We start from the raw sequence: 25,409 nt of genomic DNA on the forward strand, positions 1-25,409 counted from the left end.
ATAGGTCAGCCATGACAGGCCCACAAGTAAAAAGTTCAAAACCTCCAAAGTTACCTACTCAGGTAACTAACGAAGATGAGAAAATTTTTGAAAAAGAGGAACATCAGGTAATCCATGATGCCTTTATACAATTGCTAAAAAACAAAGTACAACCTAAAGAATTAAAGGAAGATGACGAGGCAGTACTCGCTTTCATGCTAAGTCAGAATCAAATTATATTCAATAATGTCAAGCTAGAAGATGTAGAACCACTCAGTGAAGAGAATTTTTCTCAGTTTTTACTTTCCGTATTTGAGAAAATTAGAGAGAAAAAATTAGCTAATGAGGAGAATCTCAAGAATGGTAAAATAAAAGAAGTAGTAGATGACTGTGTAGCTGATATACGCGGTACAGAAGCTAAAGATTCATCCATAAAGTTTGTATTGGAAATGCTGCTGCTGCTAATTGGAGGGATCAAAATAGACCCGAAAAATATTTCTGGCTCCTTTATGGATGGGATGAAAGAAAAAATACCATTCTTAGGTAAAGACAAGAAAGAAGAGGATGAACCACCGCTCAGTGATGAAGAGATGGTAAAAACGTTCTTAAGTAAATCTTTACTTCCTATTACTCTTTTTGCTTTTTCAGCATTAATATTTGGCACTGGCCCAATTGCACTAGCAATTAGTGGTGGTCTCCTTGTATGGACTGAAGTAAGTACAATCAAAAGTCTTTTTTCAAATAACAAAAAAGGTACTTTGTATGACCCTAGCTCACAAGATAAAGATGATACAGAAAAGAGAGCAAAACTGAATGGAAAAATTCTCGAGGGCATTGATGATATTTTAAAAACCCCAGTTACAGGAGTTGAGAAAGGCACCCCTGTTCCTGAGCAAGTTACTTCGGTAGGAAAAGAAAAGAGTGAACAACAACCTGTTCCTGAGCAAATTTCCCAGGAAAACAACAGGGGAAACGAAAAGAGTGAGCAGCAAGATCGATCTTGGGCAGGAAAGGAAAACAAACGAAGGGAAGAGACCATAGAGCAGCAACCAAGTAAGACCTAGGTTTGCCAAAAGTGAGTTGTGTAAGAGGTCTACTATTATTCTATAGCACATACAACAGGAGTATGATCAGACGGATTTTCTAGCTTACGCAATCTATCATCTATGTAGCATGTTTCCAATTTATCTACAGCTTGTGGTGATAACAGCATATAATCTATTCGCATTCCTTGATTATTTCTGAGTGAATTGCCTTGATAATGCCACCAAGTGAATTGTTGCAAATTTGGGTGAGATATTCTAAACGCATCTTTAAACCCAAGATTCAAGATCGCTCTTAACTTCTCACGTTCTCTTATATGAAAGCACACTTGGCCATTCAATAAGTTTGAATCAAAGACATCAATTTCATCCGGTGCAACATTATAATCGCCAGCTATAATAGTTAACTCTTCGTTCTTTAACAAAGTGCTCATCCTTTCATATAGATTATCAAAAAACTTGAGTTTATATTCAAATGCTTGAGAGTCCGGGCTTTGACCGTTTGGAACGTATACACTTCCCACCCTTACTTTCTGATTATTGTGCTTTATTATGCACTCTATATAACGCGCTTCTTGATAACCTTCTACGATATCAATCTTAAACTTCTCCAGTATCGGATATTTAGATAAAACACAAACGCCATTTCTTGCAACTTGTCCATAGACAGCACATTCATATCCCAGCTTCTCTATCTCTGCATAAGGAAATTGCTCTTCCGTACATTTTATCTCTTGCAGCAAAATTATATCTATCTGACTATCAACTATAAAACTACAAAGTTGGTTAACTCTTTTACGTATGGAGTTTACATTCCAAGTTGCAATCTTTAGCATCAACAATCCTTATTAATTATATCAATTAAACTCTCCCCAGTAGGCAACCTCGATGTTATAATTTTTTTCCATTTGATTAACTTTAAACTATCAGCAATGTTTTTACTCATGGTATATGCAACTGCATTATTCATCACATGAGATAGCCCACTTTTTAGAACTAATGAACAAAATATCCTTGCTGTCTGTGAGGAAAAAAAAGCAACACTATCAATTTTACCATCCAATAGTAAATTTTTACACCTATTAGTTAGATTCCTTTTTATAATTGTTTTATAGAGTACGACTTCTCTTACGTTGAAATCTTCTTCAGATAATCTCTTTTTTAGGTCACATGATACTTCTTGTCCCCTTATATATAAGAACTTTATTGCGTTTGAATAATGAGCTTTTATGAATGATATCAGACCATCAACGTTGCTGTCTGCTGAGATTATATCAGAAAATCCCAAATTTTTTGCAGCCTGCATGGTTGAATTACCAACTGTAATAATCGGAAAGTCATCCACTTTGCATATTTGACTAAAAGCCTTTACACTGTTTTTACTTGTGGATATTACAACGTCAAATTCGTGCGCAGATATATCAGGATTTAAGTACTTTATTGCGAATACTGGTTCTATAAAAACTTTGTATCCATACTTTCTCAATATATTTCTTGTATTGAACGAATCCAATAAAGGCCTCGTTAATAAAATAGACTTCATTCTGATTTATTTCACTACTAGTAAAATAGTACCCTTTATACACAAATTACTGAATAAAAACTTTTATTTTGATAGCTTGAGCAATTATTCAAGTAATTGATGTGGAAGTAGGAGTACTAAGCGCTCCTACCCCAATAAGCCCACAATTTCTGCTTACACTTTTTTGACGCTAATTACATCGAACTCTTTTGAATGGCTTCCTTCAGTGGAATTATATAGCTAATATTCCTGTATAAGTTAAATAAGTTAATACTTAAGCTTGTACTCTTGCAGTATTTGAAGAGAGATTCTCAAGGACGTTTTTTGTCTGTGGTTCACTAATCATAGTTTGAACGATATTAGCTGCCATAATAACACAGCCTAGAATAAAAAAAGGCGTAGAAACAAAATAAATAACAGAAGACTCAAAAAGCGACATAGATGCAATACCTCCTATTAGAAATGAAGCACTGGATGCTATATCAAGATAGATCTTTGTTAACTTTTTTTGTCCTGGAGTGTTTTTTATGCCAGATTTCTTATTAAGATTCTGTTGTCGGGAATGATCATTTAGTGACCATATATTTAAAGCAAACGAAAGTGCACTGAATATAGTGCCGGCAATACTAAAATACAGACTTAAGACAGGAATATTCAAGACCAATGCCGCTATGTATCCAATGAAAGAGATAGTAGATAGTGTAGTAACTAAGCGTTTCGAGTAAGTTCGTACCTTCTTTCTGTAGGCTAACTTATCTTTTTCACCATACATAGCATAAATATTACCTAATATGTTATATTATAACATTAATTAATTCAATAAGCAATATGGAAGCTAAGAGTGCCCGAGAGAAGACTTGAACTTCCACAACTTAAAAAGTTACTAGCACCTGAAGCTAGCGCGTCTACCAATTCCGCCACCCGGGCTTTTTATAGTTTACTATGTTAAAGTTAAATAATATACTTAAACAATTTTTAGTTCAAAGGTAATGCCAAATCTAGATCAAATATTTTTTGCTCAAAACAATGTTAATATTAATAACGTATATAAAATAGTCAACAACGCTTTGAGCAATAGCGATGGTGGTGAGCTGTTTCTAGAATTTTGCCAGTCGGAGTCCCTGGTTTTTGAGGATAACATATTAAAACACATGGACTTGAATACTAGAAGGGGATTTGGTTTAAGGTCTTTTTGTGAAGATAGTACATCTTTCGTTTGTTCTTCTGAGATCAGCGAAAAAGAAATTAGTAATGCTGCTTCTATGGTAAAAAGCTCAGTGTCTTTAAACAAGACAAATTCAATAAATTTAAACGAAGAGACAAAAAGCCTATATTCGAGGATTAACCCTATAAATGAAATGGATCTGAATTCAAAGATTAAGCTACTCAATGAGGTTAATGAGTATGTAAGGTCCAAAAATAACTGCGTGAAGCAAGTAAAAATAACTCTAAGTGGAGAATGGCAAGTTGTACAAATAATAAAGGGTGATCACAGATTAAGCGATATCAGGCCTCTGGTACGTTTTAATGTGCTAGTCATTGTAGAAAAAGATGGCCGTACCGAAAGAGGTTCTGCAGGGCATGGTGGAAGGGACTCTTATAGTAAGTTTATTTCTGAGAAAAAGTGGAAAGAAGTTGCAAACCAAGCGTTAGAACAAGCACTGGTAAATCTTGAAGCAATTCCAACTCCAGCCGGAGAAATGACAGTCGTTTTAGGTCCAGGCTGGCCAGGAATATTGTTACACGAAGCCGTGGGTCATGGACTTGAGGGCGACTTCAATCGCAAAAAAGTCTCAGCATTTTCAAATTCTGTGGGTAAACAAGTAGCAGCTAGTGACATCACAGTAGTTGATGACGGAACTCTGCCCAATTTGCGCGGCTCTATCAGCGTAGACGATGAAGGCACTCCACCCAGTTATAGTATATTGATAGAGGATGGGATCCTAAAAGGATACATGCAGGATCATATGAACGCTAAACTCATGGGTGTAAGCCCAACTGGTAATGGTAGAAGAGAAAGTTATAAAGAAGTTATTATGCCGCGCATGACAAACACCTATATGTTGCCCGGAAAGTATACACCGAAGGAAATAATATCTAGCGTAAAGAAAGGTCTATATGCAGTAAATTTCGGTGGTGGGCAGGTTGATATAACGTCAGGAAAATTTGTTTTTTCATCTTCGGAAGCTTACCTAATAGAAAATGGCAAAATTACACAGCCAGTAAAAGGAGCAACACTAATTGGTGACGGTCCAACAGTGTTGAAAAAAGTATCTATGGTTGGTAATGACTTAAAGTTAGATCCTGGTGTTGGCACATGCTCGAAAGATGGACAAAATGTGCCCGTTGGAGTTGGTCAGCCGACACTCAAAGTCGACGCAATAACTGTTGGTGGAACTGAGATATAGATAAGGGCTAAAACGGATTCCAGCGCACGGCGCACAGCTGTACAAACATTATGATTTGGAAGCAATTGCCACCAATAGGGTGTCATCCCAGTGTCTGGGCACTGCCTTTGTGTTTGAGGCAAAACTGGCTATAACATTTAACACACTGCTTTCGCAAATAAATGTTCGTACAGTTATGTGTCAGCTACTTGGATGACACTTTTGTACTTGATACAAGATTATATCTTGAAAAAATTAAGTTTTAATGCTATAAAATAATTGTAAATTTTGTCTCCGTGGTAGCTTTATGAATGTTGAAAGTAAAAAAATACACGATGCTAAAATAAAATTACCAATATTTCTTGATTATCAATCTACTACTAAAGTAGATCCCCGTGTTTTAGAGGTGATGATACCTTACTTTGGTGAGTTCAGCAATGCACACTCTCGCAGCCATTCATTTGGTTGGACTGCTGAAGAAGCAGTGGAAAAAGCAAGGAAACACATCGCTGATCTGGTGAACGCAGATAGCAAAGAAATTATCTTTACCTCAGGTGCAACTGAGTCAAATAATACAGCAATCAAGGGCGTTGCTCACTTTTATAAAAATAAAGGAAATCATATAATCACTGTCTGCACGGAGCATAAGTGTGTTCTGGATTCTTGTCGGCATCTGGAAAATGAAGGCTTTAAAGTTACATATTTGCCTGTTAAGCAAAACGGAATTATAGATTTATCAAAGCTTGAGGAAGCAATTACTGATCAAACAATCCTGGTTTCAGTGATGATGGTAAATAATGAAATCGGAGTAATTCAGCCTGTCAAAGAAATTGGTGTAATATGTAGAAAGCATAATATATTTTTCCACACAGATGCAGCTCAAAGCTTTGGAAAAGTTCCAATTGATGTTAATGAGATGTGCATTGATCTTATGAGTCTCTCTAGCCACAAAATTTATGGACCTATGGGAATAGGCGCATTATATGTACGTAGAAAGAATCCTCGTGTTAGGCTGATACCACTAATTAGTGGTGGTGGACAGGAAAGAGGCATGCGTTCTGGAACAGTTCCAACACCTCTTGCAGTTGGTTTTGGTGAAGCGGCACGTATTGCTAGAGAAGAAATGAAAAAAGAAACAACTAGAGTGGAAGAATTAAGGGATATTTTGTATAACAAGATAAAAGAAGCGTTTCCTGATATCGTTTTAAATGGTGATTATGAAAATAGAATTCCTGGCAACCTAAACTTGAGCTTTCCTTATGTTGAGGGTGAGTCTCTCATCATGGCAATCAAGGATTTAGCAGTAAGTTCTGGTTCTGCGTGCACGTCTGCGTCTCTTGAGCCTTCCTATGTCGTACGGTCGCTAAATAATGGCCATGACCTTGAGCATTCATCAATTAGATTTGGCCTAGGCCGATTTACAACTAAAGAAGAAGTTTTGTATGCAGCAGATCTTGTTGCTAAAAATGTTGGCCGACTGAGAGAAATGAGCCCACTTTGGGAGATGGTACAAGAAGGAGTAGATTTGAACACCGTGAAATGGGACTCTCATTAAATGTATCCGTTCCAACTGCAAATGCACTTTGAAATTACTCTGTACCGTTCACACTTAATTCTTCAATCTCACTAATAGAAAGGCCAGTAAACTTGACAATAGTGTTGACATCAACATTATTAGCCAGCATTGCTTTTGCGACTTCAATTTTCCCTTCCTCTTTACCAATTTTGATGCCTCTTTCTTCGCCAATTTGGATGCCTTTTTCAGTAGCAAGGTCAAGTCTGTATTCAAGAATGGCTTCTTCTTTGCGTAGATCCATTATTCTTTCTTCATAAGCTACTAAATCTTTTTCATTCCAGCTAAACCTGTCTAATTCATCGTAGGCTAACTTTATTATTGGTGCTTTTTCTGCTATTTTCCTTAAGTCTTCTTCCGTAGTTTCATCTGCATATTTGAAGAAAAATAACCAACGATCCACTATGCTTTCTAGCTGTTCTTCCTTATTCTTAGGAAATTTAGGTAGTTCAATAAATACAAATTGAAAATCTTTTAAGTCATGCTCATTGGTTTTCTCATCTCTTATAGTGTGGCTGGATATATAATCAAGCTTATCAGGAAATAAATTACAATTAGAGATAGCAATAAAGAAAACCTTCTTTAAATCAATGTACTTACCAGATTTATCAGCTTGCCTTGAGTAAGCCTTAGCAGCATATAATTGAGCTCGTTTTTCGAAGCCTTTATCGCGAGTAAGCTGCATTTCAATCACATACCTGGCCCCACTAGAATCCCTGCAAAGAACATCAACTATACTTTGTTTATCAGATGCAATTTCAGGATCCATTATAGTACTGAGGAATTCCACTTCTTGTATAGTATTTATCTCGGTAAACCCTAAAATATCATTCAAAAAATGTATGAGAATATTCTTATTTTTTTCAGTGCCAAAGATTCTTTTAAAGGTTAAATCCAGCTTAGGGTCGAGAAACTTAGATAAAGCCATAGCCAAAGTGCTTAAAAATATTAATAATTATACACTATTATTAACAATTATTCAACCATATTTTTGAAGATAGCTATGCCGCCGCGGTATCTCTTAGCCGCTAACACGTAGCGGGATGACGAATTACTTAACCGTCATACCACCGCGAACCGTCATACCGCCGCGGTATCTCGGCATAGATTCCGCTAACTAGTAGCGGAATGACGATTGTGCATCGTGCTTTGCTAAAAAAAATCACAGAATACAGTCTGGTTACATTACTCTAGCTATACGCAACAACTTTACTTTCAACAACTTTATTAGCAATAATACGACTTTCATAATCAATATTTATTATATCAGATAGTGAATTAATATCAGTATAACTACCAAAACTTTCCATTGTTGATTCCACTACCTCTACTATTTTTAAAAAGCCGATTCGTGACTTCAAAAATTCATTAACAGCTATTTCATTTGCAGCATTGAGCACAATACTGTTTGTTTGTGGAGCAGAAGAGTTTAACACTGCCATGCTAAGCTTTAGCGCAGGAAAACGCTTATGGTCTGGCTCTTGAAAGGTCAATTTTCCTTGCTCTGTTAAATCTAGTCTACAATTTAAAGCTGATCTTTCCGGCCAAGATAGAGCATATGAAATAGGAATTGCCATGTCAGTTTCTGCAAGCACAGCAAAGTTGAACCCATCCTTATAAGTTACAATTCCATGTACTATTGACTCAGGATGCACTACTGCTTCAATTTTATCCGGGCTGATATTAAACAAGTTATGTGCTTCTATTATCTCTAGTGCCTTATTCATCATTGTTGCGCTATCAACCGAGATTTTCTTTCCCATATTCCAAGTGGGGTGACTAAGCGCCTTATCTACCATAACATTTTTTAATTGCTCAAGGCTATAATTTAAGAATGGTCCACCAGAAGCAGTAAGTATGATCTTTTCTACGCATTTGTCGTCATTTTGCAAAATTTGAAAAATTGCATTGTGCTCAGAGTCAATAGGGATTATTTGTACATTTTTTTCTTTAGCTTTTTTGAGTAATAACTTTCCACCACAAACAATGCTTTCTTTGTTTGCCAATGCAATGACTTTGGTACCGCTTTCTATAACCTCCATAACTGGCTCAAGGCCTGCAATGCCAACTATTGCAACAACTGAGAGATCAACAGGTATGGTAGCAATATTTGTAGCACCAATTGCTATTTTTACATCTGTACCAAGTAGATTTTCTTTTAAATCTTTGTAAAACCTTTCATCGGAGATAGCAACGTATTTTGCATTCAGCAGTTTTGCTTGGTGTGCCAGTAGAGCAAAGTTCGAATGGGCACTTAGTGCTTCCACTTGGTATCCTTCTCTTCTCTTTGAGAGCAAATCTACAGTCTTTTTTCCAACACTTCCTGTTGACCCTAAAACTGAAACCTTTTTCACTAAGACAAACTCATGTTAATTATAACAACAGCAACTTTTCTTATTGGGCCTTCTCGCATACTATTCAGCAGTTTTTAAGCGTTTAACCAAGTTCATGCCCGTGGTCATCGCCAACAGATGGTGAAGGACCAGGTGAAAAAGATTGACCATGGTGATCACCTGCATCATGCATGTCTTGCAAACCATCAGCATTATGAGCTATTTCGTTATTGGCATGAGGGTAATCATCTGAGTGATGTCCATCATCACCATGAGCCATATCCATTCCTTCTGATGGCATATCTTCCCCACCTCCACCTGAAAAATATTCTGCAAGGCCTTCAAGAAATTTTATGCCAAACATATTACCTGACTTTCCAAACAATGTTACTAAACTACTGCCACTCACCAAACCTTCAAACACGTTACTATAAGCAGCAATTGCTCCTTCATGAAAGTTGAACAACCATTTCATTCCATCGACAACTGTTGAAACAGAGTCACTATGACCAAGACCAAAACCACTTTTCTCACCAGCAGCCTCTTGGTGTTGCTGCTGCGCTTGCCATTCTGCAATATTTGGACCTTGAGCTTCACTCATAAATTTTTACTCTCAACCTTAAGCTATTATTTTATCACAAATATTGCAAAATATCAATAGAGCTTTTGAATATAGCTAATACAAACAATTTCTGTCATCCTATATATAGCTAAACTGACTTACGACAATTTGAAAAACGACAAATTCGTCATTCCGCTAATAGTTAGCGGAATCTATGCCGAGATACCGCGAATGAATCGCGGTATGACGTGTTAGCTATAGGATCCAGTTTGAAAAAAATCTGAATTCCAATGTCCACTACCTTTTACAAAGTTAAAACTTAAAAATATGACTGTTAGCAATAGTGTATATATCTTTAGCTATATATAATGAATGAATTTTTTTATATATTCGTTATTAGTATTTTGTATTTCCTGAACAGTTCCATGGGAAATGATCTCCCCTTCATATAATACTGCTATTTTATCAGCTATTTTAAATGCGCTATGAATATCATGTGTAATCGTGATAATTGTAGGGTTAAAGTCTTTAGATAATTTTATTATTATCTCGTTTACTATATCTGACATAATTGGGTCCAATCCTGAAGTTGGTTCATCCAAAATAATGATTTCTGGATTGTGTGCAATCGCCCTTGCAAGTGCCACTCTTTTTTTCATTCCACCTGATAGCTCTATTGGAAACATATCTGCTATGCTTTCCTCCAGTCCAACATCATTTAACTTCTCGATTGCTAGCTGTTTTGCCTCTTTTTTGCTGATATTAAAGCGCTTTTTATAATTAAAAGATATATTTTCCCACACTGTAACGTAGTCAAATAAAGCGGAATTTTGAAATAAAACCCCAAATTTATTTTTGCTTTTACTATTTATTTTAACAGACCCTGAGTCTGGAGCAAGCAAGCCGATAATTGTTTTTGTTAATACAGATTTGCCGCTTCCTGAGCCACCAAGTATGACTAATGATTCCCCTTTTAATATATCAAAATTTAGATCTTTTAGTACTGTCCTGTCATCAAAAGATAAGCTTAAGTTCGATATTGATATTATGGGGTTACGCATGTATCAAAGTAATCATGTAGTTTGCTAAAATGATCAGTATGGACGATAAAACAACAGTTGATGTTGTAGCAACACCTACTCCTCGTGCACCTTCTTTGCAATGGTAACCGTAATAGCAGCTTGAGACAGAAATTATGGCGCCAAATACAGTTGCTTTTATTAGCCCAGTTATAAAATCATACGTATTAAAGAACTGAGCTGTGTGTTTAATGTATATATTTAAATTGTGGTTAAATTCGAAGACTGCAGTGATACATCCTCCAAATATTCCTATTAAATCTGCACATACTGTAAGTATGGGAAATACTATGATTGGCGCTAAAATCCTTGGTGCAATTAAATATTTAAAAGGGTTGATGTTCAAGGTTGTAAGTGCATCTATTTGCTCGGTGATGCGCATTGTACCAATTTCTGCTGCAACTGATGATCCAACCTTTCCTACCATTATTAAGCTGATCAAAACTGGTCCTAACTCTTTAATGATAGTGATCGTAACAAGTTTGGGTATTATCTGTTCTTGGTTAATTAATGGGTCACTCAAGCTACTTTGTAAAACTATTGCCGCTCCTATAAAAACTCCAGTGAGCCCAACAATTGGCAGAGAGAAAAAGCCTATCTCTATAATTTGTCTTGCTATGTTGCTAAAATAATATGGTGGCACAAGGCAGTGGTATAGAGATTGAATAAAAAATATGAATGCACTACCAAGCCTTAACAAAAAATTGATAAAGTACCTACCAATTATTCTAACACTATTTATATCAAAAAAGCTCACTTTGTATTCATTTTAGCTAGAGTTACTGATTTTATTAAAATTTTTATTAACTTTATCGCAAAGTATAGCTGAGATATGTTTTAAGTTCAATATACTTGATGTTTTAATTTAAAGCTTAACCCAAGAAAGGTTTCCCTACGTCATACCGCAATTCATTCGCGGTATAGATTCCGCTAACGAGTAGCGGAATGACGGTTTTTCAAATTGTAGAGCCACTTTAGCTATAGAACTCAATTACATAAGCAAACCTTACTTATTTTACTATCCCTGTTTACTTCCTGTAAAAAACATGTTACTAATGTATTGTATTTTGTAGTAGAATGGAGGAAATTTTGGCAGTTCCAAAAAGAAAAAAGTCAAAGTCAAGGCGTAATATGCATCGTTCTCATCATGCTATTGAGCCTAAGAATATTGTGGTGTGTTCAACAACTGGGGAATTCATGTTGCCTCATAACGTAGCAGTTGATGGCAGTTACAAAGGAAAACGGGTTTTCATCAAGCAACAGGCAGAGTGACTATTATGATATGTTATCTACGGTCAATAATAATATAGTTATTGCACTTGACGCTATGGGGGGCGATTTTGCGCCTCTTTCCGTAATTCATGGTGCTGGTTTTTTTTTAGACAACCTTGTTGACCCAGGCATTAAAGTTTTTTTTCATATTTATGGAGATAAGGAAGAAGTATCTCCTTTGCTTTTGAAATATAAAAAAGTAAGTAACAATTCTGAGTTTACTCATTGTTCTGACAATGTCCTTGCAAATGATAAGCCATCTTTTGCGCTGAGACATCGTAAAGACTCAAGTATGAAAGCTGCCATTGAGGCAGTAAAAAAAGGTAAAGCTTTCGGAGTGGTGTCTTCAGGCAACACCGGAGCATTGATGGCAATTTCCAGATTTATTTTAGGAACATTACCAAACATTTATCGTCCTGCTATTGCCTCTATCTGTCCAACTAAGACAAAAAGCTTCGCTTTGCTTGACCTTGGTGCAAATGTTGATTGTAATGCCGACTCATTATTTCAATTTGCGTTAATGGGTAGTATATTTGCAAAAATAGCATTAAAAATTGACAATCCTGAAGTTGCTTTGCTAAATATCGGCACAGAAGAAGTTAAAGGTAATGACTCAGTGCGCGGCGCTTTTGAGTTGCTTAAAAACGCTCCAGGCATTAATTTCAAAGGGTATATAGAGGCAAGTGAATTTTTAGAGGGTAATATAGATGTGATTGTTGCTGATGGTTTTGTTGGCAATGTAATGCTCAAAACGGCTGAGGCAACCGCTAGTACCTTTATCAATCTAATAAAGCAGGAAGTATTCAATTCGTGGATAGCGAAAATGCTTGTTGGTATATTGTTAAAATCCAAACTAAATAAAGCTTTAACGCGTTTTAATCCCAAAATTAGAAGTGGAGCTATGTTTTTAGGGCTGAATGGTATCATCATTAAAAGTCATGGAAATTCTGATGCTATTTCTTTTGCCCATGCCATAAAATTTGCAGTAAATGCAATTAGTGAAAATTTAAATCAAAAGATAATTAACGGGGTAAGTCATATTGAATAAAAGTTTCATATTAAGCACTGGATCTTACCTACCAAGAAAAATGTTGAGTAACAACGAAATTGCATCGATAGTTGAGACGAGCGATGAATGGATAAGGCAGAGAACAGGAATAGTTCAAAGGCATATAGCAGATGAAGGAGAACTAACGTCAGATCTAGCTGTAAATGCAGCAAAAAGTGCTATAGAAAAAGCTAAAATTTCAGTAGATGAAATTGACTTGATTATAGTTGCTACAACAACTCCTGATAAAACTTTTCCTAGCTGTGCAACGATTGTACAAAGTAAGTTAAAATGTAAAAACGCATTTGCTTTTGATGTACAAGCAGCATGCTCTGGTTTTATATATGCAGTTACAGTTGCTGATTCGCTCATAAAATCTAACAATAGAATTAAATATGCATTGGTTATAGGTGCTGAAATAATGTCTAGGATTGTTGATTGGGAAAATAGGTCAACTTGTGTACTCTTTGGTGATGGTGCTGGTGCAGTAATAATGAAATCAGCATGTCATTTTAACGTCATTCCAACAAATGATGCTGATACTTGGGTGGCAGAGAAGGGGGTTACAAAAGGTATAATTTCAACTAGCCTATATTCTGATGGCAATGTGGACATACTATGTACGAACGGAGGGATATCCTCAACTGGTGATTCTGGAAAAATATGCATGAATGGAAGAGAAGTGTTTAAACATGCAGTGGATAAGTTAACAGCCTCAGTAGAGGAAACTCTGAAATGCAATAATTTGAAAATCACTGATATTGACTGGTTAATTCCCCATCAAGCAAACATTCGTATTATTGAAGCAGTAGTAAAGAAATTAGATTTTCCTATAGAGAAAGTGATTGATACCGTTGATAAGCATGCAAACACCTCAGCGGCATCAATTCCACTGGCCTTAGACTATGCAATACAAGAATCAAAAATAAAATCAGGAAATCTGGTACTGCTGATTTCAATAGGTGCAGGCCTGACCTGGGGTTCCGTGTTGCTGCACTATTAGACTTCCTGCATTACCTCCTGTCATCCAAGTACCCTCTTTGTCATTCCAGTGCCTCTTTCTCCTGTCATCCCAGTGCCTCTTTCTCCTGTCATCCCAGTGCCCCCTTTTGTCATCCCAGTAGCCCCTTCGGTGTCATTCCAGTCTGGAATCCAGTTCTTATTGTACATTCACCTGGTGTAAAGTTAAGTTTCCTGGATCCCAGTGTCAGCTACTCGGATGACAAAAAAAGGAGCACTGGAATGACAGCAGTCCTACGTCATACCGCGATTCATTCGCGGTATCTCTAGATCCCGCTAACAAGCAGCGGGATGACGGTTGTCGTTTAGCCACAAATATTTAAGAAATTTACCAAATGAAAAAAAAGGCAAAAGAAGCCCTGGGGTTATTATCCGCTTTAAAATATTGGCGTTTTTTATGTTTTAAACGCTTGACAAGCGAGATTAAGCTGCTTTTAATTGCAACTAACTTACGCTGCAAACGTTTAAGAAATTTACTAAGCAGAAAAAAAGACAAAGAATCCCCGAGTTAGCTAGTCTTTTACTATCTCTGTCGAGTATTGGCATTTTTTGATGTCTTGTAACGCTTTGTAAGCGCGTTCAGCTTATTTAGATAAAAATCTAGATGTAGATGAAGTTTTGTAAAGACATACAGTATCTATATACTGCAAAAAATTGAACATAAGACGCCGATACATTAAGTAATCCTTACCTTTTAATCTGCAGATTGGCGAAAGCAAATACAATAGCTTCAGTTTCATGATAAGGGAGCTGGCGAGGTTTGTCAAGGAAGTTTTTCTTTCCCGTGAATTCCCTTTGAAGTTGAATATTGAAAATTGACTGGAGAGTTGTGGATTACTTTGTATATGTCATAACAAGCCATGGCGCTCTCAGCAAAACCATTTAGTATTAATTTTAGTTTGCCTGAATAAATAGCTATATCTCCGATTGCATATATCCTATCTCTACTGGTTTTAAGTGTAGCTGGGTCGACAACTATGCGGCTATGTTCTAACTGTATACCCCAATTGTTTATTGGACCAAGATTCATTGACAATCCAAAAAATGGCAGCAAAAAATCAGCGGATATTTCTTTTTCTTCCTTAGAGGCAATGTTTTTTACTATCACTGTGCTCAATTGCCCATTACCTCCTGCTAGTTCGTGTAATTGATATGGCACTACCAGTTCTATTTTTCCATCAATTTCAAGTGATTCTAATTTATTTCTAGTTTCAGGAGTGCAGCGAAATTCCTTTCTTCTATGTATCACATAAATTTTCTTCACAACTTTAGAAAGTTCTACAGTCCAATCAGCTGCAGAATCACCCCCCCCTGCAATAACTACAGTTTTATCCTGAAAATCAGAAATTTTATTTACACTGTAAAATACAGATTTATTTTCATATTCTAATATACCACTTAAGGGTGGACGGTTAGGTTCAAACATTCCATTACCTGCAGCAACAATAACAGCCTTACATTTTACCTCTGTACCTATGCTCGTTATGATAGTAAAGTTTTCACCTTCGTTATTTGAAATCTTTTCTACTTTTTGACTTAAATGGTAAATAGGCTTAAATGGCGAAGCTTGCTCTATTAGCTGCTCAATTAATTTTTGGGCAGTAATTACAGGATAACCAGGTATATCGTATATTGGCTTTTCTGGGTAAAGAGCTGTGCATTGTCCTCCTGCTTGATCCAAAACATCTATTATATGACATCTCATATCAAGCATTCCCGCTTGAAAAGCAGTGAATATTCCAACAGGTCCTGCACCTATTATTACTATATCGGTTTTCATATTCAGATGGTGATCTATTTATAGATATTAGCTTTCTTTGCTAACAAGGTCAATTTACAAAGGGATGTATTTTTAAAAGATGTGGCTAGATTAGACAAGATTTCCAGCGTTATGAACCACATAGTCCAAATAAGCTCTAAAAATCAGCTAGCATAGCGAGATGCTGTGCGGACGGAATGGGATTCGAACCCATGGTACGCTCATCACGTACGTCAGTTTTCAAGACTGGTGCCTTAAACCGCTCGGCCATCCGTCCATTTCTTTTCTATCACAACATTTGATTTTAAGCAATCTATAAAAGCTTTACTTGCCCACGCAAAAGTTGCTAAATATACTGTCCAATATTTCCTCAACATCAATAATTCCAATCACCGCACCAAGTTCAAATGCAGCAAGCCTCAAATCTTCAGATATCAACTCAATTGGATTATCGATATTAAAACGTTGTAAATGTTCCAGTGCTTTCTTCATGTGATTCCTATGTCTTTGCCGAGTGATTACAGGAGTGTCTCTATCATGCCCAAATTTTTCCTCTGCCTTCTCTTTTATGAGAGAGATCAATTTGTTTGTACCTATTCCCTTTAAAATAGAAATAGGTAGAAAATCTATGCCATTAATTTTTATATTGTGATTATTGATAACATCGTCAGCTTTGCTCAATACATAAATAGTATCGCTATTTACAACGTTGCAATTGATATTATGACGCTGTTCAAAAGGAAATAGTTCTATTCTTAAATCAGCTTCAAAAGACCTCTTTTTCGCTCGACTTATACCTTCTGATTCTATTGGATCTGAACTCTCACGAATTCCAGCAGTATCAGAGAGAATGATTGGGTATTCGCCAATGTCAATATGAGCTTCAAGTATATCTCTTGTTGTGCCTGCATATTCAGAAACAATAGCAATATCACGCTTGGCTAAGAAATTAAACAGAGTTGATTTACCGACATTTGGTTCACCAGTTATTACAATATGTAAACCCTCACGCAACCTTTCGCCCCGTCTATTATCATTTAAATGCTCTTGTATCAATCGCACGAGAGATTGCACTTCATTATTAATTTTTTCCAACTCACTTTTTTCTGCCCAAATGTCCTCTGGAAAGTCTATATATGCTTCGATTTTGGATTGTATCGTTATCAATCTTTGCCTCCAATTGCTGTATAGTCTCTCCAATTCTCCTGATATCTGCTTAATCGCTTGTTTAGCTTGCATTTTCGTCTCAGCGTCAATTAAGTCTGCAATTCCTTCTATTTGAGTTAAGTCAAATTTACCATTTAGAAAAGCCCTAAGTGAGAATTCTCCAGGCCTGGCCATAACGAAAATTTTTGATAATTCCTCCAAGATGATTTTTATGACTGCCTTACTTCCATGCACTTGTAACTCTATAACATTCTCGCCAGTGAAACTGTTTGGAGCAGGGAAATAGATGATTATTCCATTATCTATCAATTGATTGAAATCATCATATAGATCAACTAAAGTAGCAAATCTTGGTTTAATTTCTTTCTTAATATGAAAATGATTTAAAGCTTTAAGCGCATAGTTGCCTGAAATTCTAATTACTGCAACTCCTGACTTACCAAATACGGTCGATAAAGCGAAAATAGTTTCATTTGTGTTTGTCATTATTTATATAAACTACTTAGCAATATTACACTTAAGAAACCAAAATACCTAAAAAGTCACCCAGGTGAAAATATTTATTTTGAAAACTGATAATATGATTTATAATGACTGACACAAGTTTTAAATATTTTATGCTCAAGAAATTAGCTTGGTACTGGTCTTTTGTAGAGTTAATTAAAGGGTTTGTTATTACATTAAAATATATGTTTAAGCCAAAGGTTACTTTGAGGTATCCTATGGAGAAGGGCCCTTTAAGTCCAAGGTTTCGTGGTGAGCATGCGTTGCGTAGGTATCCAAACGGTGAAGAACGATGCATAGCTTGTAAATTATGCGAAGTTATCTGCCCTGCTCAAGCAATAGTTATTGAAGCAGAGGAAAGAGAAGACGGTAGTCGCCGCACTACGCGCTATGATATTGATATGACAAAATGCATATACTGCGGACTTTGCCAAGAGGCATGTCCAGTTGATGCAATTGTGGAGGGTCCTAACTTTGAATTTGCTACTGAAACGAGAGAGGAGCTAATGTACAATAAAGAAAAGTTATTGCGTAATGGTGAAATTTGGGAAGACGCAATTGCACTCAGGTTAAAAAAGAATAGACCTTATTATTAATGTTCAGAGCTTATAACCCTGTTATCCATTATGATTTAGGGGCAGTGCCCACTAGGGGTGGTGTCATCCAAGTAGCTGATACACAACTGTACGAACATTTGTTTGCGAGGGCAGTATGTTAAATGTTATGGCCTGTTTTGCCTCAAACACAAAGGTGTCATCCCAGTGCTTGACACTGGGATCCAGTAAAATTGATTGTGAACAAGCACACTATACAACATTTTCAATGAAATTACAAAAAAGCTGGATTCCAGTGTCAAGCACTGGAATGACACCATTTGCTGTGCAATTTACCTTCGAAAATGAATGTTCGTATGGCTATGTGCGTGACACTGGGATGACACCGTTGGAAGAAGCAAACCGCCTTCAAGCTACATGTCCGTATAGGTTTATTTATGGTTAGGATTACTTTCTCAACCGAACAAAAAGTAAAAGAATACAGTGGTAAAATTACTGGTTTTGATATACTACAGCCGAATGTTTTAAAGGAAGCAGTTGCATTGAAAGTAAATGGTGAGTTATATGATCTCTCACGTGAAATTGAATCTGATACAGAGATAGAGGTAATACAACTGAGTGACGAAGCGGGTTTAGATATAATAAGGCATGATGCTGCTCATATAATGGCGCAGGCAGTGAAAGAGCTATTTCCTAATACTCAGATTACTATCGGCCCAACAATTCAGGACGGTTTTTACTATGATTTTGCTACAGATCGTACCTTCACTACGGACGATCTTACCGCAATAGAAAAGAAAATGAAAGAGATTGTAAAAAGTAACCACAGATTTGTTCGAGAAGTTTGGACTCGCAAGCAGTCAGTTGATTTCTTTAGTGGTATAGGCGAAAAATATAAGGTTGATATTATCTCATCCATACCAGAGGGTGAAAACCTAACTGTTTATAGGCAAGGTGATTTTGTTGACCTATGCCGTGGTCCGCACTCACCATCAACCGGTAGAGTTAAAGCGTTTAAACTTATGAAAGTAGCGGGTGCATACTGGCGAGGTGATGCAAAGGGCCCAATGTTGCAGCGAATATATGGCACAGCATGGAGAAATAAGGATGAATTAAACGCTTATCTTGAGTGCCTCAAAGAAGCAGAGAAACGTGATCACCGCAAAATTGCCAAGGATATGGATTTATTTCACATCCAAGAGGAAGCTGTTGGGCAGGTTTTTTGGCATGAACAAGGATATATTCTATATAATGTTCTTGAGTCTTACATCAGAAAGAAGCTAATAAATAATGGCTATTTTGAGGTAAAAACTCCTATTTTAGTAAGTAAAGAGCTGTGGGAAAGATCTGGACATTGGGATAAGTTTCGTGAAAATATGTTTATTGTTGACGAATCTGAGAATAAAAAGTTAGCAATAAAACCCATGAATTGTCCTTGTCATGTGCAGATTTTTAATTCTCACACCAGGAGCTACCGTGATTTACCAATACGTATGGCAGAGTTTGGCACATGCCATAGAAATGAAAGCTCAGGCTCATTGCACGGACTGATGCGAGTGCGTGGTTTTACGCAAGACGATGCACACATTTTTTGTATGGAAGAACAAGTGAATTCTGAAACTATAAAGTTTTGTGACCTTTTAAAAGAAGTATATTCAGAGCTTGGATTTAATGAAATTTCTGTGAAATTTTCAGACCGTCCAGATATTAGAGCAGGTAATGATGAAGTGTGGGATAGAGCTGAAAAAGCGCTGCTTGAAGCCGTTAAAGAAGCGGGCTTGAGTTATGAACTGAGCCCTGGTGAAGGTGCATTTTATGGTCCAAAGCTAGAGTTTGTTTTGAAAGATGCAATAGGCAGAAGCTGGCAATGTGGAACATTGCAAGTTGATTTCATTTTACCAGAACGTCTGGGAGCTTTTTATATAGGGGCAGATGGGCACAAGCATCACCCTGTCATGTTACATAGGGCAATTCTTGGGACTTTTGAGCGTTTTATTGGAATTTTGATAGAAAATTACGCAGGAAAATTTCCAGTTTGGCTTGCTCCAACGCAACTTGCTATTCTAACCATTACAAATGAGGCTGACGGTTATGCCACAGAAATCAGCAATGTCTTAAAAGAACAAGGTGTGAGAGTCAAGACTGATTTGACCAATGAAAAAATTAGTTATAAGATACGTTTGCATAGTCTAAACAAGGTTCTTATATTGTGGATTGTAGGCAAAAATGAAGTTACAAGTAAAACTGTGTCAGTGAGAAATTTAGGATCGGAAAGACAGGAGTCTTTTTCTTTGGAGAAGGCTATTGAATTGTTGTTAAAAAGTATTAATTTGAATTAAGGGAGTTAAAGTTTGCAAGTTAAAAAGAACAATAAAAACAGAATTAATGGATTCATCACAGCTAAGGAGGTACGCTTAGTTGATCATAGTGGTGAAATGGTCGGAATCGTGCTAATAGAACGAGCTTTGGAGCTTGCACAGGGTGTTGGTTTAGACTTGGTAGAAATTGCACCTGATTCAACCCCTCCAGTATGTAAAATTCTGGATTATAGCAAACAAAAGTATGATATAAAAAAGAAAGCAAGTGAAGCAAAAAAGAAACAAAAAACATTAACTATAAAAGAAATTAAACTGGGTCCCAATATTGGTGATCACGATTACGGAACAAAATTGCGTCAAGCAAGAGACTTACTTGCCCACGGACATAAAATTAAAGTCACAATGAGATTTAGAGGGAGAGAGCTTATAAACACTGAAGTTGGACTGGAAAAATTAGAACGGCTAATTCGAGACACTGAAGATATCGCAAAGGTAGAATTGGCACCTAAAAGAGAAGGGAATCAATATTTTTTAGCTCTGGTTGCTAAGTAGCAAAACGGCTTAAGAAGTATAAGTAAAGTTAAATTATCGCTCTCTCTTTGATAACATGGCGAAAATGTCTTATTAATCCTTGAATCGGCCAAGCTGCAGCATCGCCAAGTGCGCAAATTGTATGTCCTTCTATTTGAGTTGTAAGGTCAAGCAGCTTATCTATTTCATCAGGCTTAATATCTCCTGCCACCATCCTCTTCATAATCCTCCACATCCATCCAGTACCTTCACGGCATGGTGTGCATTGTCCACAGGACTCATGCATATAAAAGTGTGATAACCTCTCTATTGCAGCTATTATATCAGTTGATTTATTCATCACTATTACAGCAGCAGTACCAAGCCCTGATTGTGCAGTTCTTAATGAATCAAAATCCATTTCAATAGTATCACATATAGATTTTGGAATTAATGGCACTGAAGACCCACCAGGTATTACAGCAAGTAAATTATCCCAACCTCCTCGCACTCCACCTGCGTATTTTTCAATTAATTCACGTAATGGAATTCCGAGCTCTTCTTCAACATTACACGGGTTGTTTACGTGCCCTGAAATACAAAAGACCTTGGTACCAGTATTATTTGGTTTACCAAGAGATGCAAACCATTCTCCTCCGCGATTCAGAATATCTGGAACCATGGCTATAGTTTCAACGTTGTTTATTGTAGTTGGGCAGCCAAAAAGTCCAACACCTGCAGGAAATGGAGGTTTCATGCGAGGAAAGCCCTTTTTTCCTTCAATTGATTCAAGTTGAGCTGTTTCTTCTCCACATATGTAAGCTCCTGCACCCCTATGGATAAACACATCAAGATCATAACCTGATTTGCAGGCATTTTTTCCAATTAAGTTTTCTTTATAGGCTTCCTCAAGTGCCTTTTTTAGAACTAAATATTCATTATAAAATTCACCCCTGATATAAATATATGCAACTGATGCGCTGATCGCTCTGCTGGCCAGGAGAATTCCCTCAAGTAACTTATGTGGCTCATATCGCAATATATCTCTATCTTTACATGTACCAGGTTCTGACTCATCTGCATTGACTACTAAATATGCTTTTGGGAGATTTTTGGGCATAAAGCTCCACTTAAGGCCGGTGGAAAATCCTGCACCCCCTCGACCTCTCAAACCAGATTTCTTTACTTCATCAATGATTTTTTCTGATCCTAAATCCAGTAATTCCTTTGTTTTTTGCCAGCTACCACGTTTTTTTGCACCCTCAAGTAGTGGAGTTTCTTTACCATTTAGGTTGGTGAATATTTTGTCTTGTTCTTTTAGCATGTTTTTCAAAATTTGTGAGTGATCCCGACGCGATTCGAACGCGTGACCCACTGATTAAAAGTCAGTTGCTCTACCGGCTGAGCTACGGGATCATTTCATTTTTCAGCTATACTCAATAGTAATATAGTTTTTATCCGTTTTAATCAAACTAAAATTTTCATGTGTGGTTAAATAAATTATATAATATACTGTGTTAGTGATAATTTAGTTAAAAAATTTTTAAAGGAAAACTTCTTGTTAATTTTCAGTTCACAGATTTATTTGGATGGTGTGACGTATAACGCTAAGGAGACAAAAAAATAGAGAAGTGTGTACACCCTGCAGAATTTGTACACTATTTAGCAATAGCCTAATAGATAAATATTTCTTGCATTTCAGCCTGAGTGATTTATGCTTTAAGCAAGAATTACCTGGGGGTATAGCTCAGCTGGTAGAGCATCTGTTTTGCACGCAGAAGGTCAGCGGTTCGATCCCGCTTGCCTCCACCAGTCTATACAGCTCTAGCCGCCACAAAACCTGTCAAAGCAGCTTATTTTAATCTATGAGGATTTTATACTATTTCCCTGAAAATCTCTATTTCTTTTCGTAACTTTTCTCTACACAAGTAATGTTGGTTATTACAATTGTAATATATACTAACTTAACAATAAATTAATCAATAAATGTTAGAATACTAACAATTAATTTATTGGTAACGCCTATGAGTGGAAAAAAGCATGTTTTTAAGATGATACCTGGAAAAGAGGTGTTTAGAAAAACCCCGACTACAAGGATAAAGTGGCCTGAAGGTAATGATCCTACAATGCCTATTAAAAAAGTTGAGCTTGTATCGCTGGATGATAAAAACGATGTAGTACTAGGCTTATTGCCTATAAAACTTTGCAGCAGTTCTTGCCTAGGCAGTGTCGACATTTATTTTAACCAAAGATAAATGCCAGCAATGTGAACAAAAGACAGAAAAGCTATGGCCAATTTGTCGTAGCGTGTAGCAACTCTGCGGAAGTGCTTGATTTTGTTGAACATCCTTTCGATTAAGTTTCTCTCTTTATACAATTCTTTGTCATATTCTCTTGGTGTTTTTCTGTTGGAACGCGGTGGGATTACTGGCTCAGCATTTACAGCTTCTGCAGCCTCAATCATATAATTTGCGTCATACCCTTTATCGGCAATAAGTGCCTCCATGTTCTTGCCTTCTATCAGGTCTAAAGCTTTTACGTAATCCGATCTTTGCCCTGCAGTAACAAAGAATCTCAGTGGGTTGCCCAAAGCATCACAAGCAGCGTGTAATTTGCTTGAAAATCCTCCTTTGCACCGTCCCAGCTCTTGTTCTTGTCTACCAGTTTCCACATTTTTTTCTTGCACCAGCAGCATGTTGATGTGCCCTGATTATTGTTGAGTCTATCATGAGCCACTCTGTGTCTCCATTAACAGCTAATGTGTTGAAAATCATCTGCCAAACACCAGATTTTGCCCACCTTATAAAACGTTTATGTACACTTGACCATTTTCCATACTCAGCCGGCAATGCTCTCCATGTTGCTCCTGTTCTACCTATCCACATTATTGCAGCTACGAATCTCCTGTTATCTTTTGCGCTTCTTCCTCTATCTCCTTCCTTACCTGGCAGACTGTTTTTTATTCTCTCCCATTGCTCATCTTTTAAATCATATAGCATTCTCTTTACCTATTAATAAAGAGTACTCTATATCACTATTTTTTTTTATGTCGACAAGACCTAGACAGTTACATATGTCTGGAGGAAGAAAATGAAGGAAATCTGGTAGCCAAAGATTATAAAAGTGATTCTAACTTAGATTATGTAAAAAGTAACCATACATTTGTATATTACGGTAATGAGTTGGCTAAGTTATCATATACAAGAGAGCTTGTGCAGCCTTTCAAAACTATGTGTAGCAGTTCTATTAAATCAAAAAAATTGGAATACAAATATGTAACATGGGAAGATTCAGATACTGGCAACAATAAATATTATTTTTCAGACGAGGCAGGAAATATAATCGATTCACCTGACAATGAGGTATTACAAGACATTATGTTATACTACGGTGAGAGACATATAAGAGATGTGCTACTGTTGCTATCAAACGCGTTTACTAAAGTTTTTATTCAGGGCCTAACAGACGATCAACTAAAAACTCTTACCAATACTCTTAGTAACGAGCAACTGCAAAAAATAATTCCTGAACTGAGCTCAAGCCAACTACAGACCTTAGCAAAGAACTTAACAGATGAACAACTCCAAGCTTTAGTGGATCATCTAACCAATCACCAATTACAAACTCTTGCTCAGGAACTAAATCCAGAAAAGTTACAAATAATTGTTCCTATTTTAAATGATGCTCAGCTTGAAGCTCTAGTTAGAGACTTAAATCCAGAGCAAGTAAAAGAAATTTTACCTCACTTAAAAGTGGATCAGTTCAAAGCACTTATTAAAACTTTAAATGACGAGCAATTTACAGTGCTTGCAAAAGACTTGGCTGAGCACCACTTGACAATACTCTCCAAAGAATTAGAAGGTGATCAGTTGAAAGCTTTAGTAAATAGTCTGCAAGAAGAACAACTGAAAGACTTAGTTAATAAGCTTGATCATGAGAAACTCGAAGCAATTGCTCAGGATTTAACTGATTCTAATAAGATTCAGATTATCATTAAGTCTTTAGTTGATAATCCAGAAAAACTTCAAGCTTTTGCTCGCAATATGTCTAATGAGCAGTTTAAAGAACTTTTGGATAACGTAGGTGCAGAAGAGCTTAAAGACATCATTCACAAACTGCCTTATGAGAAAGTGACAGCTGTGATTGGTGATCTTGGCAATCAAGATCAGTCTAAAGCTATTATTGATGCGTTAAAAGAGAAGTTTGATGAACAAAACAAGAAACAAGAGGAAATGAAAGAAAAACTTGAAGAACTTAAGGAATTGCTGGAAGGTGATGATATAGTTAACCCCAATCAATTTAGCTATCAACATTCTTCTGTAGTAAATGAAGAGTATTACCTTAACAGTAATGATGCTTATACTGTTCAGGATTACTCCATATCTGTTTAGCAGATTACAGAAGATAATGAATAACATTATTTTTAATATTATTATTTAAGGAGTTAATAAATATGAGTAATTCAACAGAAGATAAAAAATTTAATGTGGAGTTAATTGAGGCACCACTAAAAGAGATAGAAGGAAAGACAGGGATGGTAAAAGTTTCCACATTTGTAGAATCAGTCAATCCCATAATAAGACATATCAATAACGTAGTAAGCAAAACCACACAGCATTTATCTACAATAAAGAAGGAAATTGGTGATGAAGATTCAGGTTTAATTGAGAAAATCGATAAATTGAGAGAAGAAGTAGATTCATTCACGGATTCTGACATAATAAACCCCAACACCTTTTTTTCTCCAGAGTTAAATCCACTAGGATAGAAAATAGCTAA

Annotated in this window: 26 protein-coding genes, 4 tRNA genes and 1 pseudogene; 15 read left to right on the plus strand and 16 right to left on the minus strand. The window is 36.5% G+C overall.

All coding sequences use genetic code 11. From position 1 onward, the window contains the following. Positions 1-11 precede the first annotated feature (11 nt). Positions 12-1,043 carry a hypothetical protein gene (locus AAGD50_RS06225; protein ID WP_264723895.1) on the plus strand — a complete coding sequence of 344 codons (1,032 nt, stop codon included), beginning with the start codon at positions 12-14 and terminating at the stop codon, positions 1,041-1,043. Between the two features lie 35 nt (positions 1,044-1,078). Here AAGD50_RS06225 and AAGD50_RS06230 read toward each other — a convergent pair whose 3' ends face one another. The 4 genes from AAGD50_RS06230 to AAGD50_RS06245 form a co-directional block, all read right to left on the minus strand. Continuing rightward, positions 1,079-1,858 (minus strand): exodeoxyribonuclease III, encoded by a 780-nt coding sequence (locus AAGD50_RS06230; RefSeq protein WP_264339010.1) that lies wholly within the window; start codon positions 1,856-1,858, stop codon positions 1,079-1,081. Beyond that, positions 1,858-2,565 (minus strand): uroporphyrinogen-III synthase, encoded by a 708-nt coding sequence (locus AAGD50_RS06235; RefSeq protein WP_264723894.1) that lies wholly within the window; start codon positions 2,563-2,565, stop codon positions 1,858-1,860. The genes AAGD50_RS06230 and AAGD50_RS06235 overlap by 1 nt, the downstream gene beginning before the upstream one ends. A 253-nt stretch (positions 2,566-2,818) precedes the next feature. Then, the gene (locus AAGD50_RS06240) at positions 2,819-3,316 is read right to left on the minus strand and encodes a hypothetical protein (protein WP_010962975.1); all 498 of its coding nucleotides are present in this window, start codon (positions 3,314-3,316) and stop codon (positions 2,819-2,821) included. Positions 3,317-3,386: 70 nt separating this feature from the next. Further along, a tRNA-Leu gene (locus tag AAGD50_RS06245) sits at positions 3,387-3,471 on the minus strand. A 62-nt stretch (positions 3,472-3,533) separates the two neighbouring features. Here AAGD50_RS06245 and tldD point away from each other — a divergent pair. From tldD to AAGD50_RS06260, 3 genes are all read left to right on the plus strand, one after another. Continuing rightward, on the plus strand, positions 3,534-4,952 hold the full coding sequence (gene tldD, locus AAGD50_RS06250) for a metalloprotease TldD (RefSeq protein ID WP_265041061.1): 1,419 nt from the start codon (positions 3,534-3,536) through the stop codon (positions 4,950-4,952). A gap of 55 nt (positions 4,953-5,007) precedes the next feature. Next, entirely contained in the window at positions 5,008-5,148 is a 141-nt protein-coding gene (locus tag AAGD50_RS06255) for a hypothetical protein (RefSeq protein WP_153296798.1), read from the plus strand. Between the two features lie 90 nt (positions 5,149-5,238). Continuing rightward, complete coding sequence (locus AAGD50_RS06260) at positions 5,239-6,486, plus strand: IscS subfamily cysteine desulfurase (protein WP_151807811.1); 1,248 nt, start codon at positions 5,239-5,241, stop codon at positions 6,484-6,486. Between the two features lie 34 nt (positions 6,487-6,520). On the opposite strand, the gene AAGD50_RS06265 is transcribed toward AAGD50_RS06260, so the two are convergent. The 5 genes from AAGD50_RS06265 to AAGD50_RS06285 all read right to left on the minus strand — a co-directional run bounded on the left by AAGD50_RS06265 (position 6,521) and on the right by AAGD50_RS06285 (position 11,235). Further along, positions 6,521-7,432 (minus strand): Rpn family recombination-promoting nuclease/putative transposase, encoded by a 912-nt coding sequence (locus AAGD50_RS06265; RefSeq protein ID WP_264723892.1) that lies wholly within the window; start codon positions 7,430-7,432, stop codon positions 6,521-6,523. Positions 7,433-7,694: 262 nt separating this feature from the next. Then, positions 7,695-8,858, minus strand: coding sequence for a 1-deoxy-D-xylulose-5-phosphate reductoisomerase (gene dxr, locus AAGD50_RS06270; RefSeq protein WP_264723891.1), 1,164 nt, complete (start codon positions 8,856-8,858; stop codon positions 7,695-7,697). Between the two features lie 82 nt (positions 8,859-8,940). Beyond that, positions 8,941-9,438 carry a hypothetical protein gene (locus tag AAGD50_RS06275; protein ID WP_007548965.1) on the minus strand — a complete coding sequence of 166 codons (498 nt, stop codon included), beginning with the start codon at positions 9,436-9,438 and terminating at the stop codon, positions 8,941-8,943. A gap of 320 nt (positions 9,439-9,758) precedes the next feature. Beyond that, positions 9,759-10,460 (minus strand): ABC transporter ATP-binding protein, encoded by a 702-nt coding sequence (locus AAGD50_RS06280; RefSeq protein WP_264723889.1) that lies wholly within the window; start codon positions 10,458-10,460, stop codon positions 9,759-9,761. Continuing rightward, on the minus strand, positions 10,453-11,235 hold the full coding sequence (locus AAGD50_RS06285; RefSeq protein ID WP_264723887.1) for an MlaE family ABC transporter permease: 783 nt from the start codon (positions 11,233-11,235) through the stop codon (positions 10,453-10,455). The genes AAGD50_RS06280 and AAGD50_RS06285 overlap by 8 nt, the downstream gene beginning before the upstream one ends. A 332-nt stretch (positions 11,236-11,567) precedes the next feature. Here AAGD50_RS06285 and rpmF point away from each other — a divergent pair, with 332 nt between their 5' ends. The 3 genes from rpmF to AAGD50_RS06300 are packed head-to-tail and all read left to right on the plus strand — an operon-like array spanning position 11,568 to position 13,801. Beyond that, entirely contained in the window at positions 11,568-11,750 is a 183-nt protein-coding gene (gene rpmF / locus AAGD50_RS06290) for a 50S ribosomal protein L32 (protein ID WP_041573607.1), read from the plus strand. Between the two features lie 10 nt (positions 11,751-11,760). Then, positions 11,761-12,798 carry a phosphate acyltransferase PlsX gene (gene plsX / locus AAGD50_RS06295; RefSeq protein ID WP_182367437.1) on the plus strand — a complete coding sequence of 346 codons (1,038 nt, stop codon included), beginning with the start codon at positions 11,761-11,763 and terminating at the stop codon, positions 12,796-12,798. Then, the gene (locus AAGD50_RS06300; protein WP_264723885.1) at positions 12,791-13,801 is read left to right on the plus strand and encodes a beta-ketoacyl-ACP synthase III; all 1,011 of its coding nucleotides are present in this window, start codon (positions 12,791-12,793) and stop codon (positions 13,799-13,801) included. Before plsX ends, AAGD50_RS06300 begins: the two co-directional genes overlap by 8 nt. Before the next feature lie 20 nt (positions 13,802-13,821). Here the strand turns inward: AAGD50_RS06300 and AAGD50_RS06305 are convergent, their stop codons facing one another. From AAGD50_RS06305 to mnmE, 4 genes are all read right to left on the minus strand, one after another. Then, a complete protein-coding gene (locus AAGD50_RS06305; RefSeq protein ID WP_264723884.1) occupies positions 13,822-13,968 on the minus strand; it encodes a hypothetical protein in 147 nt (48 codons plus the stop codon). A 613-nt stretch (positions 13,969-14,581) separates the two neighbouring features. Beyond that, positions 14,582-15,598 (minus strand): NAD(P)/FAD-dependent oxidoreductase, encoded by a 1,017-nt coding sequence (locus tag AAGD50_RS06310; RefSeq protein ID WP_264723882.1) that lies wholly within the window; start codon positions 15,596-15,598, stop codon positions 14,582-14,584. Between the two features lie 168 nt (positions 15,599-15,766). Continuing rightward, a tRNA-Ser gene (locus AAGD50_RS06315) sits at positions 15,767-15,854 on the minus strand. Between the two features lie 47 nt (positions 15,855-15,901). Further along, complete coding sequence (gene mnmE, locus AAGD50_RS06320; protein WP_155969046.1) at positions 15,902-17,230, minus strand: tRNA uridine-5-carboxymethylaminomethyl(34) synthesis GTPase MnmE; 1,329 nt, start codon at positions 17,228-17,230, stop codon at positions 15,902-15,904. Positions 17,231-17,361: 131 nt separating this feature from the next. On the opposite strand from mnmE, the gene nuoI reads away from it, so the two are divergent. From nuoI to infC, 4 genes are all read left to right on the plus strand, one after another. Then, positions 17,362-17,844: an NADH-quinone oxidoreductase subunit NuoI gene (gene nuoI / locus AAGD50_RS06325; protein WP_174515692.1), complete on the plus strand. Its 483-nt coding sequence runs from the start codon at positions 17,362-17,364 to the stop codon at positions 17,842-17,844. Positions 17,845-17,959: 115 nt separating this feature from the next. Beyond that, positions 17,960-18,247 carry a hypothetical protein gene (locus AAGD50_RS06330; protein WP_264723880.1) on the plus strand — a complete coding sequence of 96 codons (288 nt, stop codon included), beginning with the start codon at positions 17,960-17,962 and terminating at the stop codon, positions 18,245-18,247. After that, positions 18,240-20,141 carry a threonine--tRNA ligase gene (gene thrS, locus AAGD50_RS06335; RefSeq protein ID WP_265024481.1) on the plus strand — a complete coding sequence of 634 codons (1,902 nt, stop codon included), beginning with the start codon at positions 18,240-18,242 and terminating at the stop codon, positions 20,139-20,141. The genes AAGD50_RS06330 and thrS overlap by 8 nt, the downstream gene beginning before the upstream one ends. Before the next feature lie 12 nt (positions 20,142-20,153). After that, positions 20,154-20,672: a translation initiation factor IF-3 gene (gene infC, locus AAGD50_RS06340; RefSeq protein ID WP_065094376.1), complete on the plus strand. Its 519-nt coding sequence runs from the start codon at positions 20,154-20,156 to the stop codon at positions 20,670-20,672. Between the two features lie 28 nt (positions 20,673-20,700). On the opposite strand, the gene nuoF is transcribed toward infC, so the two are convergent. Together nuoF and AAGD50_RS06350 are read right to left on the minus strand one after the other, a co-directional pair. Further along, positions 20,701-21,954 carry an NADH-quinone oxidoreductase subunit NuoF gene (gene nuoF, locus AAGD50_RS06345; protein ID WP_155969053.1) on the minus strand — a complete coding sequence of 418 codons (1,254 nt, stop codon included), beginning with the start codon at positions 21,952-21,954 and terminating at the stop codon, positions 20,701-20,703. 19 nt (positions 21,955-21,973) lie between these two features. Next, a tRNA-Lys gene (locus AAGD50_RS06350) sits at positions 21,974-22,046 on the minus strand. A gap of 320 nt (positions 22,047-22,366) precedes the next feature. On the opposite strand from AAGD50_RS06350, the gene AAGD50_RS06355 reads away from it, so the two are divergent. Both AAGD50_RS06355 and AAGD50_RS06360 read left to right on the plus strand, forming a co-directional pair. After that, positions 22,367-22,442: transfer RNA gene (locus AAGD50_RS06355), tRNA-Ala, on the plus strand. Between the two features lie 212 nt (positions 22,443-22,654). Then, positions 22,655-22,885, plus strand: coding sequence for a hypothetical protein (locus AAGD50_RS06360; protein ID WP_341810034.1), 231 nt, complete (start codon positions 22,655-22,657; stop codon positions 22,883-22,885). On the opposite strand, the pseudogene AAGD50_RS06365 reads toward AAGD50_RS06360, so the two are convergent. Beyond that, a pseudogene (locus AAGD50_RS06365) lies at positions 22,867-23,629 on the minus strand (IS5 family transposase). The gene AAGD50_RS06360 and the pseudogene AAGD50_RS06365 sit on opposite strands and share 19 nt — an antisense overlap. 231 nt (positions 23,630-23,860) lie before the next feature. Between AAGD50_RS06365 and AAGD50_RS06370 the strand changes: the two are divergent. Both AAGD50_RS06370 and AAGD50_RS06375 read left to right on the plus strand, forming a co-directional pair. Next, entirely contained in the window at positions 23,861-25,021 is a 1,161-nt protein-coding gene (locus tag AAGD50_RS06370) for a magnesium transporter MgtE N-terminal domain-containing protein (RefSeq protein ID WP_341810035.1), read from the plus strand. A gap of 62 nt (positions 25,022-25,083) precedes the next feature. Further along, the gene (locus AAGD50_RS06375; RefSeq protein ID WP_264723876.1) at positions 25,084-25,398 is read left to right on the plus strand and encodes a hypothetical protein; all 315 of its coding nucleotides are present in this window, start codon (positions 25,084-25,086) and stop codon (positions 25,396-25,398) included. Positions 25,399-25,409: the final 11 nt, after the last annotated feature.

This window comes from Wolbachia endosymbiont (group A) of Apotomis capreana, from assembly GCF_964027025.1.
Taxonomy (GTDB): domain Bacteria; phylum Pseudomonadota; class Alphaproteobacteria; order Rickettsiales; family Anaplasmataceae; genus Wolbachia; species Wolbachia pipientis.

Bases quoted from the DNA above. Each gene is read 5' to 3' on its own strand.
- plsX (WP_182367437.1), top strand. From the start codon at position 11,761: ATGTTATCTACGGTCAATAATAATATAGTTATTGCACTTGACGCTATG.
- thrS (WP_265024481.1), top strand. From the start codon at position 18,240: ATGGTTAGGATTACTTTCTCAACCGAACAAAAAGTAAAAGAATACAGT.
- AAGD50_RS06240 (WP_010962975.1), bottom strand. From the start codon at position 3,316: ATGTATGGTGAAAAAGATAAGTTAGCCTACAGAAAGAAGGTACGAACT.
- AAGD50_RS06375 (WP_264723876.1), top strand. From the start codon at position 25,084: ATGAGTAATTCAACAGAAGATAAAAAATTTAATGTGGAGTTAATTGAG.
- tldD (WP_265041061.1), top strand. From the start codon at position 3,534: ATGCCAAATCTAGATCAAATATTTTTTGCTCAAAACAATGTTAATATT.
- AAGD50_RS06310 (WP_264723882.1), bottom strand. From the start codon at position 15,598: ATGAAAACCGATATAGTAATAATAGGTGCAGGACCTGTTGGAATATTC.
- nuoF (WP_155969053.1), bottom strand. From the start codon at position 21,954: ATGCTAAAAGAACAAGACAAAATATTCACCAACCTAAATGGTAAAGAA.
- nuoI (WP_174515692.1), top strand. From the start codon at position 17,362: ATGCTCAAGAAATTAGCTTGGTACTGGTCTTTTGTAGAGTTAATTAAA.
- AAGD50_RS06275 (WP_007548965.1), bottom strand. From the start codon at position 9,438: ATGAGTGAAGCTCAAGGTCCAAATATTGCAGAATGGCAAGCGCAGCAG.
- mnmE (WP_155969046.1), bottom strand. From the start codon at position 17,230: ATGACAAACACAAATGAAACTATTTTCGCTTTATCGACCGTATTTGGT.
- AAGD50_RS06230 (WP_264339010.1), bottom strand. From the start codon at position 1,858: ATGCTAAAGATTGCAACTTGGAATGTAAACTCCATACGTAAAAGAGTT.
- AAGD50_RS06280 (WP_264723889.1), bottom strand. From the start codon at position 10,460: ATGCGTAACCCCATAATATCAATATCGAACTTAAGCTTATCTTTTGAT.
- AAGD50_RS06360 (WP_341810034.1), top strand. From the start codon at position 22,655: ATGAGTGGAAAAAAGCATGTTTTTAAGATGATACCTGGAAAAGAGGTG.
- AAGD50_RS06225 (WP_264723895.1), top strand. From the start codon at position 12: ATGACAGGCCCACAAGTAAAAAGTTCAAAACCTCCAAAGTTACCTACT.
- AAGD50_RS06235 (WP_264723894.1), bottom strand. From the start codon at position 2,565: ATGAAGTCTATTTTATTAACGAGGCCTTTATTGGATTCGTTCAATACA.
- AAGD50_RS06260 (WP_151807811.1), top strand. From the start codon at position 5,239: ATGAATGTTGAAAGTAAAAAAATACACGATGCTAAAATAAAATTACCA.
- AAGD50_RS06370 (WP_341810035.1), top strand. From the start codon at position 23,861: ATGTGTAGCAGTTCTATTAAATCAAAAAAATTGGAATACAAATATGTA.
- AAGD50_RS06330 (WP_264723880.1), top strand. From the start codon at position 17,960: ATGTTAAATGTTATGGCCTGTTTTGCCTCAAACACAAAGGTGTCATCC.
- AAGD50_RS06265 (WP_264723892.1), bottom strand. From the start codon at position 7,432: ATGGCTTTATCTAAGTTTCTCGACCCTAAGCTGGATTTAACCTTTAAA.
- AAGD50_RS06305 (WP_264723884.1), bottom strand. From the start codon at position 13,968: ATGTACAATAAGAACTGGATTCCAGACTGGAATGACACCGAAGGGGCT.